Origin of the sequence: Siminovitchia sediminis (assembly GCF_042680885.1) — a bacterium.
GTDB classification, from domain to species: Bacteria; Bacillota; Bacilli; order Bacillales; family Bacillaceae_C; genus Siminovitchia; species Siminovitchia sediminis.
The window spans coordinates 193,248-214,143 of record NZ_JBHUEO010000005.1 but is presented as its reverse complement, the minus strand read 5'-3'; the positions used below and the strand labels follow the sequence as shown (position 1 = coordinate 214,143).

Genomic DNA, 20,896 nt, shown 5'->3' with positions numbered 1-20,896 from the left:
TTCCCGTACGCTACATCATATTATTTGGTTCTATATCAATGGTGACCGAAAATCCTTCACGGGAGGATTGCGTGTTATAGTGCTCCAACACTTTTCTTAATGCCGGAAACAGGTTAGGTTCACGCTTGTATTTTATCAGACATTGGTAACGATATCTATCATTGATCTTAGGAATGGATGAAGCGACGGGGCCAAGTAAAATAGCCTGGTCTGAGATGTTCGACTGCAGAAAAGCAGAAATCTTTTCTGTAACAGACACTGCCTTCATTAAGTCTTCATGTGTAACTGTAATCAGCGCCAAATAATAAAAAGGTGGATAAGACCCGACTTTTCTCATGGACATTTCTTGCACATAAAATCGTCCATAATCTTGCGCGGCTGCCAGTTGAATACTGTAATGTCCGGGTGTATACGTTTGAACCACCACTTCCCCTGACAATTCATGCCTTCCTGCCCTTCCACTCACCTGAGTCAGCAGCTGAAATGTTTTTTCTGCTGCCCGGAAATCAGGCAAATGGAGCATCGTGTCAGCACTCAGCACTCCGACAAGTGTGATATTTGGAAAGTCCAGCCCTTTTGCAATCATTTGTGTTCCGAGTAAAATATCCGCCTTGCCCGATTGGAATTGATCCAGCAGACGTTCATGTGAGCCTTTTCTAGTCGTTGTATCTACATCCATCCTAATCACCCTGGCTTCGGGGAGCAGTTTGGCCAGTTCTTCTTCAACCTTTTGGGTTCCCATTCCAAAATACCTGATATGGGAGCTGTCACATTCGGGGCAAACTGCTGGAACACCTGATTGAAACCCGCAATAATGACACTTCATTTCGTTCGAAGAACGATGGTAGGTCATCGAAATATCACAGTGCGGGCACTGCATAACATAGCCGCAGTCTCTGCACATGATAAACGTGGAATGTCCCCGTCTGTTTAAAAACAGTACAGCTTGTTCGCCTTTTTCAATACGGTCCTTCATTTTTTCAAATAACTCAATCGAAAACATGGACCGGTTTCCATTCCTCATTTCCTCTCTCATATCAATAATTGACACTGATGGGAGCCCCCTGTTATTCATTCGTTTAGGCAATGAAAGCAAGTGATACACACTTTTTTGAGCCCTGGCAAAAGATTCGAGCGAAGGTGTCGCACTGCCAAGAATAACTGGACAGTGATGATATTCTCCCCTCTTTATCGCCACATTGCGTGCATGATAGCGCGGTGCCTCTTCCTGCTTATAACTCGTTTCATGTTCTTCATCAATAATAATAATTCCAAGGTTTTCAAACGGGGCAAATACAGCCGAACGAGCCCCGACAACCACTTTAACTTCCTTTCTCTGAATCTTTCTCCACTCATCATACTGTTCTCCTATGGAAAGCCGGCTATGCAAAACTGCCACATCACTTCCAAACCTGCCTTTAAATCGTTCAACCATTTGAGGAGTTAAGGCAATTTCGGGGACTAAAACCACCGCTTCTCTTCCCTTTTTCAACACTTCCTGAATAGCCTGCAAATAGATTTCTGTTTTACCGCTCCCGGTTACCCCGTGGAGCAAAAATGTTTCATGACGATGATGGGAAATTGACTGCATGATCGGCTCTATTGCTGTCTGCTGATCGGCGGTCAACGGCAAAGGAGCTGTCCTTTCAAAGCTTCGGTGTTCGTAAGGATCTCTGTAGGTTTCCAGCATGTGTTCTTTAAATATCCCTTTTTTAATTAATGCCTTTATTGTTTCTTGAGGTACGCTGGCACTTTTGGCCAACTGAGATGCATCCATAGTCTCAAATGGGTGTTGCATTATATATTGAACCAACCGTTTCTGATTTACGGCGTGTGAAGGGAGAGTTTCGAGAAGATCTTCTAATTTCTCCTGTTCTGCATTGACTTGAACTGTTCTTATCAATTTTTTTCTTGCCCTGTTTTTCACACGGTAGATGACTTCAGCGTTGCCGTTTTCAATTTCTTTATGGAGGGCAGGCAAGAGATTACGTTTTTCCGCTTCTTTCCAGGTTATTTCCTGTTTTCCTTCAAATAATTCATCCAGTAATAGTTGAGCTTCTCCTGTTCTCCGGATGATCTTGTCATACTTCGCTTTCATTGCAGCGGGGAGCATTGCGTGAAAAGCAGAAATTTTATATGAAAGTGTCTCTTCTGCAATCCACTGTCCCAGCTGCAAAAGCTCTTCATTTAATACAGGTGTCAAATCAAGTGGCCGTCTAATACTTTTGAGATTTTTAATGTCCGTCCGGCTTTTTAAGCCCACAACAAATCCTTGGATAGCTCTGGGACCAAACGGCACGGCGACTCTCAAACCGGGACGGATGATGTTTGCCCACTTGTCCGGAATGGCGTAATCAAATACCTTGTCCGTCCCTGCAGAAGGAACATCAACAATTACCTGCGCAATGGTCATGAGTGGTGATCATCCCCCCATTTTTTTGATATCTCCAATAAGATTCTTTTGGCGGTTTCCTGTTTGCTCATAAGCGGCAGTGACACAGTGGAAAAGTCCTTATGAAAAATCGTGACAATGTTTGTATCACCTGCAAAACCTGCACCTTTTTCGGAAACATTGTTTCCGACGATCATATCTGCATTTTTCCTTACTAGTTTATCTTTGGCATAAGTCTCCATATCATTTGTTTCAGCCGCAAAACCAACAAGAAATTGATGTTTTTTTATTTGGCCCAACTCAAATAGAATATCTTTTGTTCGTTCCATTTCAATGATTAAATTCCCTGGCTGCTTTTTCATTTTTGAATCAAACGTTTGCTTGGGCCTGTAATCTGCTACGGCCGCACTTTTGATAATAACATCGGCCGAAGAGGCATACTTCATCACAGAATGGAACATATCCTCTGCACTTTCAACAGGGACGATTTGAACACCCTTTGGTGGAGGAAGTGAATCTGTGCCGGAAACTAATATGACCTCTGCACCCATTTGTGCAGCCTGCTCAGCTAGAGCATAGCCCATTTTTCCACTTGAACGGTTCGTAAAATAACGGACAGGGTCTATTTTTTCTTTCGTGGGTCCCGCAGTAATGACAAATGTTTTTCCTTTAAATAACGGCTTGACTGAAAAATGTTGTTGTATGTGTTCCAAAATCTTTTCAGGTTCTTCCAGTCTGCCTTTTCCAACATATCCGCAAGCCAGGTATCCTTCATTCGGCTCGATGAAACTATACCCCGTTTGATGCAAGGCTTCAATATTACTTTTCACGATGGGATGGTCATACATATGAACATTCATTGCCGGTGCAATCCATACTGGAGCGGCAGCAGCCAGCAAGGTAGTTGTGATCATGTCATCAGCAATCCCATGTGCAAGCTTGCCAATAATATTTGCCGTAGCCGGTGCAACCAAAATAAGATCCGCCCAGTCTGCAAGTTCGATATGGGCTATTACTTCCGGGTTATTTTCAATGAAAGTATCTGTATACACTTCATTGCGTGACAAAGCTTGAAAAGTAAGCGGAGTGATAAACCTTGTGGCCGATTCACTCATGATGACCTTTACCTGATAACCTGATTGAACAAGCTTACTTGTTAGGTCTGCAGCTTTATATACGGCTATGCCGCCTGTTACACACAGCAAAACTTTTTTCTTTTCCACAGCAAAATATCCCCTTTTTTCCTACTGGTTCGATTTCTGTTCTTCCTATTATGAATCATATTTCTTCATTATAAAAGAAAAAACAACCTGCCATTACAGGCAGGTTGAAGGTAAGGTTATTATGCCGATTCTCTTTCATCGTTCTTATCCGGTTCATCATCTTCAGATTCACTGATCGTCAAAACACCTGCATGGATTTCTTCCAATGCCTTACCGACGTATTTCTGAGAGTGATAAGATTCCAGCTGAGGATTGTTATCATCCTGAAGCTGGCGTGCCCTCCTGGCTGCAATGGTGACCAGTGAATATTTTGAATCAATGACGTCCATTAGCCGATCAATAGAAGGATACAGCATTTACTCCACCTCCAGCATTTTAATGTATTGATCTATTACACGCTCACTGCGGCAATGCTCTGCTTGGACAATCGCATAAATTTTATCGACCGCTCGCTCTACATCATCATTTACAACAATGTAATCATACATACTTGTCAATTCAATTTCTTTCCTGGCTGCTTCCATCCGGTCATGAATCAGCTCTACAGACTCTGTACCCCTGCCCGTAATTCTATTTTTTAATTCTTCCAGACTGGGGGGCATCAGAAAAATAAACAGGCCTTCGGGAAATTTTTCCCTTACTTGCTTGGCCCCTTGCACTTCAATTTCCAGAAAAACATCTTTCCCGGATTCAAGCGTTTCTTTTACATAATCCACAGGAGTCCCATAATAATTACCGACGTATTCGGCATACTCAAGCAACTTTCCTTTTTTAATCAGGTCTTCAAATTCTTCCCTCGTTTTAAAAAAGTAATCAACCCCATCCACTTCCCCTTCACGGGGTTTTCTGGTTGTCATGGAGATTGAATATTCGAATTTGGCATCCGGACGTGAAAAGACGGCTTTTCTTACCGTTCCTTTTCCGACACCGGACGGCCCGGAAAGTACAATCAGTATTCCTTTATCCTTCATACATACAACCTACCCTTCATCCTGGCCATTGGACATCAAACGCTGGGCAACCGTTTCGGGCTGCACCGCTGAAAGAATCACATGATCACTGTCCATAATGATGACCGCCCTTGTCCTTCTTCCATATGTAGCATCAATCAATACGTCCCGTTCCCTGGCATCCTGAATCATTCTTTTAATCGGGGCCGATTCAGGACTTACAATGGATATAATCCTATTAGCAGAAACAATATTTCCAAAACCTATATTTAAGAGCTGTATCGGCATGCTGCTCCTCCAGTCACGTTCGGCTGCTGAGCCTTATTTCAATTTTTTATTCAATATTTTGAACCTGTTCCCGTAATTTTTCCAACAATACTTTCATGTCAACTGCCAAATTGGCAATGAATGAATCGTTTCCTTTTGAGCCGATGGTATTTACTTCGCGATTCATTTCTTGTATGATAAAATCCATTTTCCTGCCTGTTGGACCACTTGCGTGCAGCGCCTCCCTGAATTGGGCGATATGGCTGTGTAACCTCGCTGCCTCCTCACTAATATCCGCTTTATCGGCAAAGATGGCAGCTTCCGCAAGAAGCCTGGATTCATCTATATGATCCTGCATGAGTTCAGATAATTTATTTTTCAGTCTATCCGTATACTTTTTTAATACAGCAGGAGCCTGCTCTTTTACTTTCAATACACGTTCTTCTAATTCATCTATGTATGAGTGTATCTCATTGGATAATGCGATACCTTCAGCGTGTCTCATTCTTAAGACCTGCTCTGCTGCCTCATCTGCAGCGCTGATCAGCACGGTTGATAGCTCCTCAGCCCTATCACCTGATTCTACAACTTCTACAGCATCTTGTATACGAAGATAATCAGATATTACAGCATCACCCGGCACTGAATATTTCTTCTTTATTTCCTGTATAAAATGATCATAACTGTCCAATAAATCCCAGTCAATATGCAATTCTTTTCTTGCCGGCAATTGGCCTGTCATTTTTACGGACACTTCAACCCTGCCCCTGTTAAAATACTTGCCGAGACGGTTTCGCAGGGCCATTTCGGTATTTGAAAGCTGCTGGGGAATTTTCAAGTGATATTCACGATAGCGATGGTTCACTGTTTTGATTTCAACTTGAATGATACAGCCGGAGGTCTGTTTTACAGCCCGTCCAAAACCAGTCATACTCATCACCATCAGAATCACCTCTTTTTTTACCGGTAAACATCATGAAAAAAGGTAATAGAATTACTCTATTACCTGATTTATTATAGCACACACTACTTTCTTTTTCTTGAAAAAAATGTTCCGGCAAGCAAAAACGTAGGCATTGCGCTTAGACCAAGTATTAACATCCAGTCGATCCATTCAATGGCTACTGTATGGAAAATCGGCTGGAAGATTGGAATATAAATCACTGCAACCATTAAAAGCGCAGAAGAAATGACTGCCCAGACCAAATATTTATTCCCAAAAGGATTTCTGGAAAATATGGATATTTCACTCCTGCAGTCAAATACATGAATAAGCTGGGCCATAACCAGTGTGGCAAATGCTGTTGTTTGCGCATAGGGCAAATTATTCGGATCCCTCTGATAAATGATAATAAAAGCTGCCAAGGTGACAAGGCCGATCAAAAATCCCCTGGATAAGATTTTCCAGCCGAGTCCCCGGGCAAAGACCCCTTCTTTTGGGTGCCGAGGATGTCTTCTCATCACATTTTCTTCCGGTTGGTCCAGCCCCAGGGCCATGGCAGGCAAGCCGTCTGTAACTAAATTGACCCATAAGATTTGGATGGGCACCAAAGGCAGCGGCAAGGATAACAGCATGGCAAACAGCATGACCAAAATTTCACCCACGTTGGAGGCGAGCAAATACCTGATGAATTTCCGGATATTTTCATAAATGTTTCTTCCTTCTTTAATGGCCGCTTTAATTGTGGCGAAATTATCATCCAGAAGAATGAGAGAAGAAGCTTCCTTTGCTACATCTGTCCCAGTAATGCCCATGGCAATTCCGATGTCTGCTGCCTTAATGGCAGGGGCATCGTTTACTCCGTCGCCTGTCATGGCCACGATATGCCCTTTATTTTGCAACGCGTTGACAATTTTAAGTTTGTGTTCCGGCGATACTCTTGCAAAAACCGAAATGTCTTCTACCACTTTCTCCAAATCTTCCACAGAAAGCTCATTCAACTTGCGCCCGTCCAATACCTTTGTTTCTTTGGGACCGCTAGACAAAATTCCGAGCTGCTCCGCTATTGCACAGGCTGTTTCTACATGGTCCCCGGTAATCATGACCGTCTTGATGCCTGCTGCTTTACACTCTGATACAGCAGCTTGTACTTCAGGACGAGGAGGATCAATCATGCCCTGCAAGCCGATCAAGGTTAACTGTTGTTCTACATCATCTGCTCTCTCGGGCAATACGCCTTCTTTCAGTGGTTTGTATGCGATTGCTATTGTTCGGAGCGCCATAGATGCCAATTGATTGATGGCTTTATTTACTTCATCGATCTGCCGGGGGCTGAATGCTTTCCGTTTTCCGTCCCAAAGAATCGCCTCACTTTTCAGCGTAAGGACATCCGGTGCTCCTTTCGTTATTAGAAAACGATCCCCATATGAATTTTTAACTACGACACTCATCATCTTTCGGGCAGAATCAAAGGGATATTCTTTTTCCAGCGTAAATTGGCCAAGGAGGGTTTTTTTATCGAGGCCCGCTTTTGCCCCCGCAATCATCAATGCTACTTCTGTAGGATCACCGTCAACAGAAAGTTTGTTGTGTTCCAGTTTAATTTCGGCATTGTTGCAGAGCACGCCAAACGTAAGAAGTTGCTGGAGGGCTTTTTCCCGTTCAACATCCACTTTCTTATCCTGATCAAAATAATCACCTGTCGCCTCATATCCTGTCCCTGAAACTGTCCATGTTTTTCCTCCGCTCCATACATGGGTCACTGTCATTTTATTCTGGGTCATCGTCCCGGTCTTGTCCGAACAAATGACAGAAGCACAGCCCAGGGTTTCAACCGCAGGAAGTTTCCTGACAATCGCTTTTTTTCGGATCATTCTTTGGACGCCCAGCGAAAGTGCAATGGTTACGATAGCCGGAAGGCCTTCCGGGATGGCTGCGACGGCAAGGGATACACCGGCCAAAAACATCGTATATACATCATGCCCATGAATAACGCCCACCAATACAACAATAATGGTGAGGAACAGCGCAACAGTTATTAAAATTTTTCCCAGCTGATCCAATCGTCTTTGAAGGGGAGTCATCACTGCCTGGGCCGATTCGATCATTCCGGCAATATTGCCCATTGCTGTATTCATACCGGTTCCGGTAACAATCCCTACACCATTGCCGCGAGTCACCATTGTCCCCATAAATGCCATATTATTCAAATCACCAAGAGAGGGGTTCTCGTCCAATATAGGGTCTGAATGTTTAACCGATGGAATGGATTCCCCTGTGAGAGCGGACTCTTCTATCTCTAAGTTGTTGGCAGTAATGATCCGAAGGTCCGCACCAATTCTGTCTCCGCTGGCAAACCTTAAAATATCTCCCGGGACAATATCCTTGGAATCAATTTTGGACCATTGTCCATCCCTTAGCACCGTCACCTGAGGAGCAGACAGATTTTTCAAAGCTTGCAGTGACTTCTCGGCTTTTCTCTCTTGAATGAACCCTAACATGCCGTTCAGCAACACGATCACCATAATAGCAACGGCGTCGACATATTCTCCCAGGAGACCGGATATAAGTGTTGCCGCCAATAAGACAATTACCATAAAGTCTTTGAATTGGCTGAAAAAAAGGAGGATGGCAGATTGTTTTTCTCCTTCCGACAGTTCATTTCGGCCAACCTTTTTTCTTCTTTCATCTGCCAGTTTATTCGATAGTCCTGTCACTTTATTTGTATGGAGTGATTTAGCCAGCTCATCTTCATTCATCTGATGGTAGTTCATTACACCCGCCTCCTGTATAAGACAAGCAAACGTTGTCCTTATCATTGCAAGCTTATTCATGATGAAGGCTGTTCATGATATAATTTTATAGAAATGTGAATGGACTGATTAACAGGCGGAGACAAGCACCGGACTAATGCCGCCGTATCACAGGTTTAAATCCATTATTATTCCGGTGACTGCACATAAGTGTTCATAAAGCCGAATGAAGTCAATATATAGAAAAGGATGTTTCAATCATGGCATTTGACGGATTATTTACCAGGGCTATGACGAAAGAGCTGAAAGATCAGCTACTGAATGGCAGAATCAACAAAATTCAACAACCGTTTAAAAATGAGATACTCATGACGATCCGTGCCAATGGAAAAAATCATAAATTGCTGCTGTCTGCGCATCCCAGCTACTCCAGAGTTCAATTAACTCAAGAGACCTACTCAAGCCCCGAAGAGCCCCCGATGTTTTGCATGATGTTGAGGAAACACGCGGACCGCGCCATCATTCAAGATATTTACCAGCCTGGACTGGATCGAATGATCATTTTTCAGCTAAAGGGCAGAGACGAGCTTGGCGATGAGTCTATTAAACTGCTCATCGTAGAGATTATGGGCAGACACAGCAATATCATCCTGGCAGATCAAAAGACAGAGAAAATTATAGACAGCATTAAACATATCCCTGCTTCTGTCAATAGTTACCGGACCGTTTTACCAGGAAGCGTATATGTGTACCCACCCGCTCAAAATAAAGTAAATCCCTTGGATGCAGATACAAATGATATTTTACGAAACATAGACTTTAATGTGGGAAAGATGGATAAGCAAATTGTCCAGCATTTTGCCGGTATTTCACCGCTGTTTGCAAAGGAGATTCTGTTTCATTGCGGCTTGGCAAACAGGAACACACTTCCTCCTGTTTTCATCAACATGATGCAGCGTTTAAAAAATCATCAATACCAGGAAGCCATTACTGCCTCATCCGGCAAAACCGCTTTTTATCTGTTGCCGCTCGATCACATGAAAGGTGAAGTTACAACCTTCCAAACACTCAGCGATATGCTGGACAGCTTCTATTTCGGGAAAGCCGAAAGAGATCGGGTGAAGCAGCAGGCCATGGATCTGGAGAAATTGATGAAAAACGAAAAGGAAAAAAATGAAAAGAAAATTGTCAAACTCGAAGATACATTGAAGAAAGCCGAGAAGGCTGAAGAATATCAGCTGCTCGGTGAGCTCTTAACGGCTAACATGCATCTTGCCAAAAAAGGAATGAAAAGGTTGTCGGTTGTAAACTATTACGACCCTGATGGAAAAACGATCGACATACCGTTGGATCCGCAAAAAGAGCCGTCTGAGAATGCACAGCATTACTTCTCTAAATATCAGAAAGCAAAAAATTCCGTTCAAGTCGTTCAGGATCAGATTAGAAAAGCGAAAGAAGAAGCGCAATATTTTGAGAGCCTCCTGCAGCAGTTGTCTGCTGCTTCTGTGGAAGATATTGAAGAAATCAGAGAGGAGTTATCTGAAGGGGGATATATCAAACGCCGGCCAAGCCGTACAAGAAAAAAACAATTGACCAAACCGGCTATAGAAAAATACGAAGCGAGCGACAAAACAGAACTCCTTGTAGGAAAAAACAATACCCAAAACGAGTATTTGACCAATAAGTTGGCTCGCCGGGATGAAGTGTGGCTCCATACAAAAGATATACCTGGTTCACATGTTGTGATCAGGGATACGGATCCATCGGAAGAAACGATTCTGGAGGCGGCGATGCTCGCCGCATACTTCAGCAAAGCAAGAGACTCATCTTCTGTACCTGTGGACTACACGAAAATCCGTCATGTCAAAAAACCAAATGGAGCCAAGCCGGGATTTGTCATTTACGATCATCAGCAAACAGTCTATGTCACTCCTGATGGAGAAAAGGTCAGGTCCATGAAAGTGAAATAGCTGTTTAATACACATTTTGTCCGGAGGATTAATTCAGCATCCATACCGACAAGAGCAGAAAAAACAATAAAAATCCAGGCGAAGAATTCCTTCGCCTGGATTTATTATTGACCCCATTCCTCCGGGTTTTCTCTCCACCGGCGGAGTGTTTCCATGTCTTCCTCCTGAACTAATCCTTTTTGAAATGCCGTTTCGATCAAATCATCGTAACCTGTAAGAGAAAATACCTGAATGCCTTCATTCTCGAAAGACTGTTTTCCCTTATCCAGGCCATAAGTAAAGATACTGACCACACCCAAAACATTACAGCCGGCCTCTTTCAATGCACGTACAGCTGAAATTGAGCTCCCGCCGGTAGAGATCAAATCCTCTACGACTACCACATGTTGGCCTGCTGATGTTTTTCCTTCAATCTGGTTGCCTTTGCCATGTGACTTTGCTTTTGATCTGACATAACACATGGGCAAATTAAGAATATCGCTAACCCAAGCTGCATGGGGAATGCCTGCAGTCGCTGTACCGGCAACTAATTCAACCCCAGGAAACTGCCTGCGAATCAGACCGGCTAATTCGCTCGCAATTTTTTTCCGTACATCTGGATAGGACATCGTCAATCGGTTGTCACAATAAATAGGAGCTTTCAAGCCCGACGACCAAGTAAATGGATCATTGGGCTGTAAAAATACAGCTTGTATATCAAGTAAACTCTCAGCAATTGATTCCTTCATAGTCTTACCTCTCCCATTCTGTCACCACTTTTTGATAGGCAGCTGCCGGGTCTGCCGCGCCCGTAATTGGACGGCCAATCACAATCATGGAGGATTTCATGGCCCGTGCGTTCGAAGGAGTAACGATTCTTTTCTGGTCATCGCTCTTGCCTCCGTCCAACCTGATCCCGGGAGTCACCCGCAAAAAGCTGGTATCCGTGGCTTTTTCAATCGATGCCGCCTCAAATGCAGAGCAGACAACACCATCAAGGCCCGATTTCTTGGCTAGCCGGGCATAATGAAGAACAGACTCCTCCATGGACCGCTTAATTAATTGCTCTCGCTGCATTTGTTCTTCACTTGTACTTGTAAGCTGGGTCACAGCAATTAAAGCCGGACGGGTCTGCCCGGCCAGGGTCCCTTCCTCCAGCCCTGACCTGGCCGCTTTCATCATGTCTGTTCCTCCGGCTGCATGGACATTAACCATGTCTACGGAAAGACCTGCCAATACCTTCATTGCCCTGTACACCGTATTTGGGATATCATGAAGCTTTAAATCCAGGAAAACTTGATGCCCATTGTTTTTCAACTGTTGAATGAATGCTGCGCCTTCCTGATAATAAAGCTCCATACCAACTTTAACGTATAAGCTTTGTCCATGGAAATGGCGTAAAAAGTCGTTCGCTTCACTTGCATTCGGGAAATCAAGAGCAATGATTACTTCATTTTCCAAAGCCCGCCCCTCCATTACTGAACCGCCCTGTTTCCTGACGGCATTGCTTCTGCAGACAGTACCATCGATTCAAGAATATCGAGAATCGCCTTTGCAGTATCCAGTGAAGTCAGGCACGGAATGCCGTTTTCAACAGATTCTCTGCGGATTCTAAACCCGTCACGGCGCGGCTGTTTGCCTTTTGTCAATGTATTGATAACAAGCTGGGCATCTCCCTGTCTGATCGTATCTAATAAATTATGACCGGACGTTCCGATTTTATCTACTGTCCTCACTTTGATGCCTGCATCCATAATCGCCTTTGCGGTACCGCTTGTCGCAATCATTTGATAGCCGATAGCAGCAAATCTTTCCGCCAGCTTAACAGCTTCATCCTTATCTTTATCTGCAACAGTGATCAGCACTGTACCATGAGTCTTTATCTCAATGCCTGATGCAACCAACCCTTTATATAGGGCCTTTTCCAATGTTTTGTCTTTCCCCATCACTTCGCCGGTTGATTTCATCTCAGGTCCAAGTGTAATATCTACCCTTCTCAGTTTTGCAAAGGAAAAGACAGGCACTTTCACATACACACCATCCATTTCTTGGACTAAACCTGTTTCATATCCAAGTGCAGGCAGCTTTTCGCCCAAGATCACTTTAGTTGCAAGATTGGCCATTGGAATGCCTGTAATTTTGCTTAAAAACGGAACTGTCCGGCTTGAACGGGGATTGACTTCAATGACATACAACTCACCATTAGAGATGACATATTGAATATTTAATAAGCCGATGATTTCTAAACCTTTTGCAAGCCGAATCGTGGCATCTTCAATCTTCTTCATCATATCGGGCCCAATATTTTGCGGCGGATACACGGCAATTGAGTCTCCGGAGTGGACACCTGCACGCTCAATATGTTCCATGATGCCCGGAATTAATACATGTTCTCCGTCGGAAATGGCGTCTACCTCTATCTCCTTGCCCGTTAAATACCGGTCCACCAGCACTGGATGTTCAGGATTGATTTTCACCGCATGTTCCATGTAATGAAGCAGTTCTTTCTCTTCATACACTATTTCCATGGCCCGTCCTCCAAGAACATAGGAAGGGCGTACCAACACAGGGTAGCCAATGTCGGAAGCAATCTTCACAGCTTCTTTTACTGAAAATGCTGTCTTTCCTTTGGGCTGTGGAATATTTAATTGAGAAAGTGCCTGTTCAAACAGTTCTCTGTCTTCTGCTCTATCCAGACTTTCCAGTGATGTTCCGAGTATGTTTACACCTCGTTCGGATAACCCTGATGCCAAATTGATCGCAGTTTGGCCGCCGAACTGTACAACTACTCCCTCAGGCTGCTCCAAATCGATGATATGCATAACATCTTCAAGGGTAAGCGGCTCAAAATAGAGTTTGTCTGAAATACTAAAGTCTGTAGATACTGTTTCCGGGTTGTTGTTAATAATAATGGCTTCATAACCTGCCTGTTGTATCGCCCATACACTGTGAACTGTTGCATAATCAAATTCAATTCCCTGACCGATGCGGATCGGACCCGATCCAAGAACCACAATACTTTTTTTGTCCGTCCTCACTGACTCATTCTCTTCTTCATACGTACCGTAAAAGTATGGTGTTTCTGATTCAAACTCACCGGCACACGTATCCACTTTCTTGTAGACAGGGATGAGATTATTTTCTTTTCTCCACTCATATATATTTTTTTCGTTCGTGTTCCAAAGTCTGGCAAGGGTCAAATCGGCAAAGCCCATCTGCTTGGCTCTCCGTCCTAAATCGATATGGAATGGTGCATCTTGAAGCTCTTTTTCGATATCAATGATCTTTTTAATTTTATGAAGGAAAAACAAATCCATTTTGCACCAGCCATGAATCGTTTCTATGGAGATTCCTCTTCTTAAAGCCTCTGCTATAACAAACAGCCGCTCATCAGTGGGCTGCCGGATAGCAGCTTTCAAATCCGTTTCTTCCATGGTTTTTGCTTCTTCATTGTCCAGATGGTATAAGCTGATTTCTAATGACCGAACAGCTTTAAGCAAGGATTCCTCAAAGCTTCTGCCAATCGCCATGACTTCCCCAGTCGCTTTCATTTGTGTACCCAGGCTCCTGTTTGCGGACTCAAATTTATCAAATGGCCACCTGGGTATTTTCGAAACAATATAGTCGATCACCGGTTCAAAACAGGCATACGTTTTACCCGTTACAGGGTTCATCAGCTCATCCAAAGTATATCCTGCCGCAATTTTGGCCGCCAGTTTGGCTATCGGAAACCCTGTAGCTTTTGAAGCTAAAGCAGATGAACGGCTCACTCTCGGATTCACCTCAATAATATAGTATTGGAAGCTGTCCGGATCTAGAGCAAGCTGGACGTTACACCCGCCTTCGATTCCAAGTGCGCGAATTAATTTTAACGAAACATTTCTCAGCAGCTGGACTTCCCTGTCACTTAATGTTTGACATGGAGCCACTACAATGGAGTCTCCTGTATGAACACCGACAGGATCTACATTTTCCATATTGCAGACAACGATCGCATTGTCATTGGCGTCCCTCATGACCTCATATTCAATTTCCTTATAGCCTGCAATGCTTTTTTCAATAAGACATTGATGGACAGGACTGTTTTTCAGGCCGCTGGTTACAATCGAGGACAATTCCTCATCATTTTGGCAGATTCCTCCGCCGGTTCCGCCAAGTGTATATGCCGGACGGACAATGACCGGATACCCAATTTGTTTGGCAAAAGTTTGGGCTTCTTCTAAAGAATGAACAATTTCACTTTCGGGTACCGGTTCGTTTAATTGATTCATCAAGTTTCTGAACTCGTCTCTATCCTCAGCCTGTTGTATAGCCGACAATTTGGTTCCCAGAATTTCAACTCCACATTCGTCCAAAACTCCGGCTTCTGCAAGCTGCATGGCAATATTTAAGCCTGTTTGTCCGCCAAGTGTAGGCAGAATGGCATCCGGTCTTTCTTTTCTAATGATCCGGCTGACAAATTCCAGCGTCAGCGGTTCAATATAGACAGCATCTGCAATTTCTGAATCTGTCATGATCGTTGCAGGATTGGAATTTACCAAGATGACTCTGTACCCTTCCTCTTTTAAAGCCAGACATGCCTGGGTACCGGCATAGTCAAATTCAGCTGCCTGTCCAATCACAATCGGGCCGGACCCGATGACTAAAATGCTTTCGATATCAGTTCTTTTCGGCATGGTCATCCGCCTTTCTTTTATGATCTTCCATTACTTTTAAAAATTGATCGAACAAATACTTGGCATCCTCTGATCCAGGTGCTCCTTCCGGATCAAACTGCACGGAAAAAGCTGCATAGTTTCGATGGGAAAGGCCTTCAATCGACCCACTGTTCAGTTCTGTATGTGTGATCATCATTTTGCTCTCATTAACGGAATCTTTTACTACTTCATACCCATGGTTTTGCGAAGTGAAGACAACTTTTCCCGTGGCCAGATCTTTCACAGGGTAACTGCCTCCTCGATGCCCGACAAACATTTTTTGTGTTTGGCAGCCGTTGGCCAGGGCAAACAGCTGATGTCCAAGTCCGATAGCAAAAAGCGGAACTTTCCCTTGAATATCTGCTATCATTTCAGTCGCTTCAGGCACATGTTCCGGGTTCCCCGGCCCGTTGGATAAAATAACACCGTCTGGCTGTAATGTAAGAATTTCATCAGCTGATGACCGATAGGGGACAACCTTTACGTCACAGCCTCTTTTCGTTAATTCACGCAAAACCCCGTGCTTCAAGCCAAAATCGACAACAATTACATTGCTGCCTCTTCCGGGTGCCGGAAAAGGTTTGATTGTTGAAACTTGTTTTACCTGGTCAGGCAAATGTTCAACTGCCTGAAGCCTGGACAGGTGTGTTTCAACACTTTCCCCAAACCCGCACATCACACCTTTCATCGCACCTTTCGTCCTGATCAGGCGGATCAGCTTTCTTGTATCAATTCCGGTGATCCCGGGGATATCTTTTGCTTCCAAAAATTCACCTAAGGACATATTGCTGCGCCAGTTAGAAGGATAATCAGCCGCTTCTCTAATAATGACGCCCTTTATAACTGGTTGAATGCTTTCGAAGTCATCCCGATTAATACCATAGTTGCCGATTTGCGGAAAGCCAAATACGATAATCTGCCCATAGTTGGATGGGTCTGAAATAATTTCCTGATAACCGGTCATGCTGGTGTTAAAGATCATTTCGCCCGTTGTTTCTTTCTCGCTCCCGATCGCTTCACCTACAAATATAGTTCCATCTTCTAATATAAGCTGGCGCTTCATTCATCATCCCGTCCTTCCGACCATTTCAATTTACCATTCACAAATGTTGCAGCTGGCCAGCCTTTACAGGCCCAGCCGGCAAACGGTGTGTTTTTTCCTTTTGATAAAAACTGATTGGGATTAATTGTTTGTTCTTTCTTTAAGTCAATCAGTGTGATATCAGCAGGCTTTCCAATATCCAATGTTCCGCAATCCAAGTTGAATGTTTTGGAGGGAGCTGCAGTGAACCAATCGACCAATTGCTTTAATGTACAATATCCTTTTTCTGCAAAATGTGTATAGAGGAGAGGAAAAGCCGTTTCGAGGCCCACGATCCCAAAAGGAGATTCTATCATTCCCCTGGCTTTTTCATCTTTTGCATGAGGGGCATGGTCTGTTGCTATAAAATCTATTGTTCCATCAAGCAGCCCCTCGATCAGAGCCTGTCGGTCATCTTTACTGCGAAGCGGTGGATTCATTTTATAATTCGTATCATCCGCATTCGGGATATCTTCATCAGACAGCAGCAGATGGTGCGGACTGACCTCCGCTGTCACTTTAATTCCTGCACGTTTGGCATCCCTTACTGTCCGTACGGATTCTTTTGTACTAATATGGCAGACGTGATAATGACAGTCTGCAGCCTCTGCAAGGAGCACGTCGCGGGCAATATGGACGGATTCGCAAATTGACGGGATTCCCTGTAAGCCCGATTTTTTGGAGAATTCCCCTTCATGTACTGCCCCGCCGTAAATAAGGGAATTATCTTCACAATGAGCCACAATCGCCATATCCAATTCAGAAGCTTTTTGCATAGCTTCGTACATCTTGGCTGCGGTTTGTACCCCTACTCCATCATCAGTAAATGCGAAGGCACCAGCTTCTTTTAAGGCTTTAAAATTTACAAGGTTTTCTCCTTGAAGGCCTTCGGTGATCGCAGCATAAGGTAAAACTTTGACATGAGCAGTTTCTTTAATACGGTTTGTGAGCCACTCCATCTGCCCGGCATTGTCAGGTACCGGGTTTGTATTCGGCATAGAGGCAACTGTAGTAAAACCGCCTTTGGCTGCTGCTGCCGTCCCCGATTCAATCGTTTCTTTGTATTCACCGCCCGGTTCACGCAGATGAATGTGCAAATCTACGAAGCCTGGTGTTACGAGCAGGCCTGTTGCATCAAATTCCTTCTCACCCTGATTCTCTAATTGATCACCTATTTCGGCAATCCATCCATCTTTAATACGAATATCTTTATGGACCATCTCTTCATTTTCGAACACTTTCCCATTTTTAATCAGCCAATTCATGCAGGTTTCCTCCCTCTATTGATCAAGTATGTGTTTTAGAACAGCCATTCTTGTATATACACCATTTTGTATTTGCTTAAAGATTCTTGACTTTTGGCTTTCCACCAGACTGTCCGCTATTTCAACGCCTCTGTTTACTGGTCCCGGGTGCATAATGATACTTTCCGGCTTCATCCTCTTTTCCCTTTCGGCAGTCAGTCCATACAACTTGTGATATTGTTCGGCCGGCAGCTCCATCACATTTTCATGTCTTTCATGCTGGATTCTCAATAGCATCAAGACATCAGAAAAACCTATGGCCTGATCCAGCTCCACATAACTATCCGCTGTTTTGGGATCTCCTTCGAACCATTCCGGCGGACCTGAGTGAAATACTTCAGCCCCTAATGCGGTCAGTGCTTCAGTATTGGATCTGGCAACTCGGCTGTGGCTCAAATCGCCGACAATGGTAACTTTCAAACCCTCAAATTTGCCAAATTCCTGTTTGATGGTCAGTAAATCCAGCAGTGACTGCGTTGGATGTTGGCCGCAGCCATCCCCGCCATTAATGATTTTTATATTTACGGTCTCCGCCAATGTTTTATAATAGGCATCTTGTTTATGGCGAACAACAGCAACATCTACTCCAATGGCCTCCAGCGTTTTTAAGGTATCTTCCATAGTTTCACCTTTTAAAATACTGGATGACCCTGACTCAAAAGGTATAACCTCAAGGCCCAGTTTGCGCTCTGCCATTTCGAAACTCAACTTTGTTCTTGTGCTCGGTTCAAAGAACAGGTTCACCGCAAAAGTTTGTTCCCGCGGCGTCCAGCTCTCCCCATTCGCAAAAGCTTGAGCAGTCCTGAGCAGATCATTCATGTCGTTTGTGGATAGGTCTTGCATAGAAAAAAGGTTGTTCATGCTGTTCACCTTTCTTTCGTTTATGTTCAAAAAGAAAACCCTCTGTGCTTTTTAGGCAAAGAGGGTTTGGAAAACAAAGCTGGAAAATATTGCTCCGGCTTTTACTCAAACAGCTCCCCTTGCCAGCCTCACAGGACTGAATTAAAAGGGTTATTTATTTTCGTAAATCTCTACCCGGTCACAGCCGTCTGCTTCTACGAGCTGTACAACTATTCGTTCCTGACTGGAAGTCGGAATATTCTTACCGATAAAATCAGCTCGTATCGGCAGCTCCCTGTGACCTCTGTCTACAAGAACAGCGAGCTGAATTTGAGAGGGTCGGCCCAGATCAACGAGAGCATCCATCGCAGCCCTGACTGTTCTTCCTGTATAAAGAACATCATCAACAAGGATAACTTTTTGATTTTTAATATTCACCGGAAGATGAGAACCTTTGATTTCAGGTTCAGAGCTGTCCGTTTTGACAGTCAAATCGTCTCTGTAAAGTGTAATATCCAGTTCACCTACCGGTATATTCTCACCTTCAATCCTTTTAATCCGATCAGCAAGACGCTGTGCCAGGTAGATTCCTCTCGTTTTGATTCCAATGAGTACACAATGATCTATTCCTTTATTCCGTTCAATAATTTCGTGGGCGATCCTGGTCAACGCCCTATGGATGGCCTTTTCATCAAGTACGATTGCCTTTGGATTCATGGTATCATACCCCTTTCATAAGAACAGCGCCAAGTATACAGGCTTAGGTGACGAACACAAGACAATTATTGCCTAAGGACCCTTTCGAGCCGCCAGGACTTAATTCTGGCTTCTAGTTATTCATGATGATGTTATGCAGCAAAAAACCCTCCTGCATCCAGGCAGGAGGGTACCAGAGAAATAACATAGTTTTGAACAACACATGTTATTTCCAATCATATTCACCGTACCTTCCCGGCCTCACTGGACCGACTTAAAGGGTCATATTCAACTAATACAACTATAAACTTCTGAGAAATGGTTGTCAATGAATTTGTCGAAGCTCATTCAGCAATTTGGTGAAGCTATCCGGCAAAGGTGCCTGAAATTCTTTATATTCTCCGGTTCGAGGATGGTTAAAACCCAAAATTCCTGCATGTAACACTTGTCCATTGGCAGAAATCGTATTCCTCGGTCCATATTTCGGGTCTCCGACAAGCGGATGGCCGATATATTTCATATGAACCCTAATTTGATGTGTCCTTCCAGTTTCCAACACACACTCAACATACGAATAAGGGTCCAGCCGTTCCAAAACTGTAAAATGAGTCACAGCCTGTTTTCCTTTTTCAATGACTGTCATGCTTTGACGGTCCATGGGATCTCTTCCGATCGGAGCATCGATCGTCCCGTGGTTATGAGGGATCACCCCGTGTACCAGAGCAAAATATTTCCGGGTGACTGTTTTATCAACCAGCTGCTGTACAAGCTTCTCGTGGGCCCGATCATTTTTTGCAACCATCAACAGCCCTGATGTATCCTTATCAATTCTATGGACAATCCCCGGACGCAATACACCGTTGATCCCGGATAAATCCCTGCAATGAGCCATTATTCCATTTACAAGCGTCCCAGAGGTGTGGCCTGGTGCAGGGTGAACGACCATGCCTTTGGGCTTATTGACTACGATCACATCCTGGTCTTCATAATAAATGTCAAGATCCATCTCTTCCGGGATCACATCCAACGGTTCGGGCTCCGGGATTTCTAAAACGATCCGGTCATTCTGATTGCATTTATAATTTGCTTTTACATTTTTTCCGTTTACCGTCAGATGTCCATCTTTGATCCATTGCTGAATCTGGGAGCGAGACCAATCCTTGTTCAGCGTTGCTGCCAATTTATCAATCCGCTCTCCGCTATCTTTTTCTTTTACAAGATACTCAATTTTTTCCATCTGCATTCACCTTTTCTTTTCTCTCTTCCCGAAACATTTGGATAAAGAGAAGAATCACCCCGATTGTCAAAGCCGAATCAGCAATATTAAAGATAGGGAAGTCATAACCAAATATATATGTATCCAAAAAGTCCACTACTTCTTTTCTAAACAATCGGTCAATAAAATTACCGATCGCTCCTCCCAATATAAAAGATAGGCTGATCTGAAACAAAGGCTTACCTTTAGCCTGTGTCTGCATGTAATAAATAATTCCGGCCACTACAATCAGCGTAACGATATAAAACAGCCACATTTGGCCTTCCAGCATACCCCACGCGGCACCTCTATTCCGGTGGGATGTCAAATAAAAGAAATTATGAATAATTGTAATACTTTCACCGATTTCCATGTGGCGGACGATGGTCCATTTGGTCACTTGATCAAGTACAATGACGAACAATGCTATTAAATAATAAGGCACTCGTAAACCCCCGAATCATAAAGTACTTATTCCTACTGAATTTTAGCACAAAAAGAATGACAATAGTATAAAGAAACCGTTATGTTGACTATCCTTTGTATCCA

The 20,896-nt window shown here is 43.8% G+C and carries 17 protein-coding genes; 1 reads left to right on the top strand and 16 read right to left on the bottom strand.

Features of this window, described 5'->3' with window-relative positions; all coding sequences use genetic code 11:
• Window positions 1-10: 10 nt before the first annotated feature.
• The 7 genes from priA to ACFSCZ_RS03555 form a co-directional block, all read right to left on the bottom strand.
• Entirely contained in the window at window positions 11-2,413 is a 2,403-nt protein-coding gene (priA, locus tag ACFSCZ_RS03585) for a primosomal protein N' (RefSeq protein ID WP_380772375.1), read from the bottom strand.
• Window positions 2,410-3,615 (bottom strand): bifunctional phosphopantothenoylcysteine decarboxylase/phosphopantothenate--cysteine ligase CoaBC, encoded by a 1,206-nt coding sequence (gene coaBC / locus ACFSCZ_RS03580; protein ID WP_380772374.1) that lies wholly within the window; start codon window positions 3,613-3,615, stop codon window positions 2,410-2,412. The genes priA and coaBC overlap by 4 nt, the downstream gene beginning before the upstream one ends.
• A 119-nt stretch (window positions 3,616-3,734) precedes the next feature.
• On the bottom strand, window positions 3,735-3,971 hold the full coding sequence (gene rpoZ, locus ACFSCZ_RS03575; RefSeq protein ID WP_380772373.1) for a DNA-directed RNA polymerase subunit omega: 237 nt from the start codon (window positions 3,969-3,971) through the stop codon (window positions 3,735-3,737).
• Window positions 3,972-4,586, bottom strand: a complete 615-nt coding sequence (gene gmk, locus ACFSCZ_RS03570; RefSeq protein ID WP_380772372.1) for a guanylate kinase — start codon at window positions 4,584-4,586, stop codon at window positions 3,972-3,974.
• Window positions 4,587-4,595: 9 nt separating this feature from the next.
• Complete coding sequence (gene remA, locus ACFSCZ_RS03565) at window positions 4,596-4,853, bottom strand: extracellular matrix/biofilm regulator RemA (protein WP_380772371.1); 258 nt, start codon at window positions 4,851-4,853, stop codon at window positions 4,596-4,598.
• A gap of 46 nt (window positions 4,854-4,899) precedes the next feature.
• Window positions 4,900-5,775 carry a YicC/YloC family endoribonuclease gene (locus ACFSCZ_RS03560; RefSeq protein WP_380772370.1) on the bottom strand — a complete coding sequence of 292 codons (876 nt, stop codon included), beginning with the start codon at window positions 5,773-5,775 and terminating at the stop codon, window positions 4,900-4,902.
• 83 nt (window positions 5,776-5,858) lie between these two features.
• A complete protein-coding gene (locus ACFSCZ_RS03555; protein ID WP_380772369.1) occupies window positions 5,859-8,546 on the bottom strand; it encodes a cation-translocating P-type ATPase in 2,688 nt (895 codons plus the stop codon).
• A gap of 239 nt (window positions 8,547-8,785) precedes the next feature.
• Here ACFSCZ_RS03555 and ACFSCZ_RS03550 point away from each other — a divergent pair, with 239 nt between their 5' ends.
• Window positions 8,786-10,495, top strand: coding sequence for an Rqc2 family fibronectin-binding protein (locus ACFSCZ_RS03550; RefSeq protein ID WP_380772368.1), 1,710 nt, complete (start codon window positions 8,786-8,788; stop codon window positions 10,493-10,495).
• A gap of 104 nt (window positions 10,496-10,599) precedes the next feature.
• On the opposite strand, the gene pyrE is transcribed toward ACFSCZ_RS03550, so the two are convergent.
• From pyrE to lspA, 9 genes are all read right to left on the bottom strand, one after another.
• Window positions 10,600-11,223: an orotate phosphoribosyltransferase gene (gene pyrE, locus ACFSCZ_RS03545; RefSeq protein WP_380772367.1), complete on the bottom strand. Its 624-nt coding sequence runs from the start codon at window positions 11,221-11,223 to the stop codon at window positions 10,600-10,602.
• Window positions 11,224-11,227: 4 nt separating this feature from the next.
• Window positions 11,228-11,935 (bottom strand): orotidine-5'-phosphate decarboxylase, encoded by a 708-nt coding sequence (pyrF, locus tag ACFSCZ_RS03540; protein ID WP_380772366.1) that lies wholly within the window; start codon window positions 11,933-11,935, stop codon window positions 11,228-11,230.
• A 14-nt stretch (window positions 11,936-11,949) separates the two neighbouring features.
• Complete coding sequence (carB, locus tag ACFSCZ_RS03535) at window positions 11,950-15,150, bottom strand: carbamoyl-phosphate synthase large subunit (RefSeq protein ID WP_380772365.1); 3,201 nt, start codon at window positions 15,148-15,150, stop codon at window positions 11,950-11,952.
• Entirely contained in the window at window positions 15,134-16,234 is a 1,101-nt protein-coding gene (locus ACFSCZ_RS03530; RefSeq protein WP_380772364.1) for a carbamoyl phosphate synthase small subunit, read from the bottom strand. The genes carB and ACFSCZ_RS03530 overlap by 17 nt, the downstream gene beginning before the upstream one ends.
• The gene (locus ACFSCZ_RS03525) at window positions 16,231-17,517 is read right to left on the bottom strand and encodes a dihydroorotase (protein WP_380772363.1); all 1,287 of its coding nucleotides are present in this window, start codon (window positions 17,515-17,517) and stop codon (window positions 16,231-16,233) included. The genes ACFSCZ_RS03530 and ACFSCZ_RS03525 overlap by 4 nt, the downstream gene beginning before the upstream one ends.
• 15 nt (window positions 17,518-17,532) lie before the next feature.
• Window positions 17,533-18,417: an aspartate carbamoyltransferase catalytic subunit gene (locus tag ACFSCZ_RS03520; RefSeq protein WP_380772490.1), complete on the bottom strand. Its 885-nt coding sequence runs from the start codon at window positions 18,415-18,417 to the stop codon at window positions 17,533-17,535.
• Between the two features lie 150 nt (window positions 18,418-18,567).
• Entirely contained in the window at window positions 18,568-19,113 is a 546-nt protein-coding gene (gene pyrR, locus ACFSCZ_RS03515) for a bifunctional pyr operon transcriptional regulator/uracil phosphoribosyltransferase PyrR (protein ID WP_380772362.1), read from the bottom strand.
• 304 nt (window positions 19,114-19,417) lie between these two features.
• Window positions 19,418-20,329: an RluA family pseudouridine synthase gene (locus tag ACFSCZ_RS03510; protein ID WP_380772361.1), complete on the bottom strand. Its 912-nt coding sequence runs from the start codon at window positions 20,327-20,329 to the stop codon at window positions 19,418-19,420.
• Window positions 20,316-20,792 carry a signal peptidase II gene (gene lspA, locus ACFSCZ_RS03505; RefSeq protein ID WP_380772360.1) on the bottom strand — a complete coding sequence of 159 codons (477 nt, stop codon included), beginning with the start codon at window positions 20,790-20,792 and terminating at the stop codon, window positions 20,316-20,318. Before lspA ends, ACFSCZ_RS03510 begins: the two co-directional genes overlap by 14 nt.
• Window positions 20,793-20,896 lie beyond the last annotated feature (104 nt).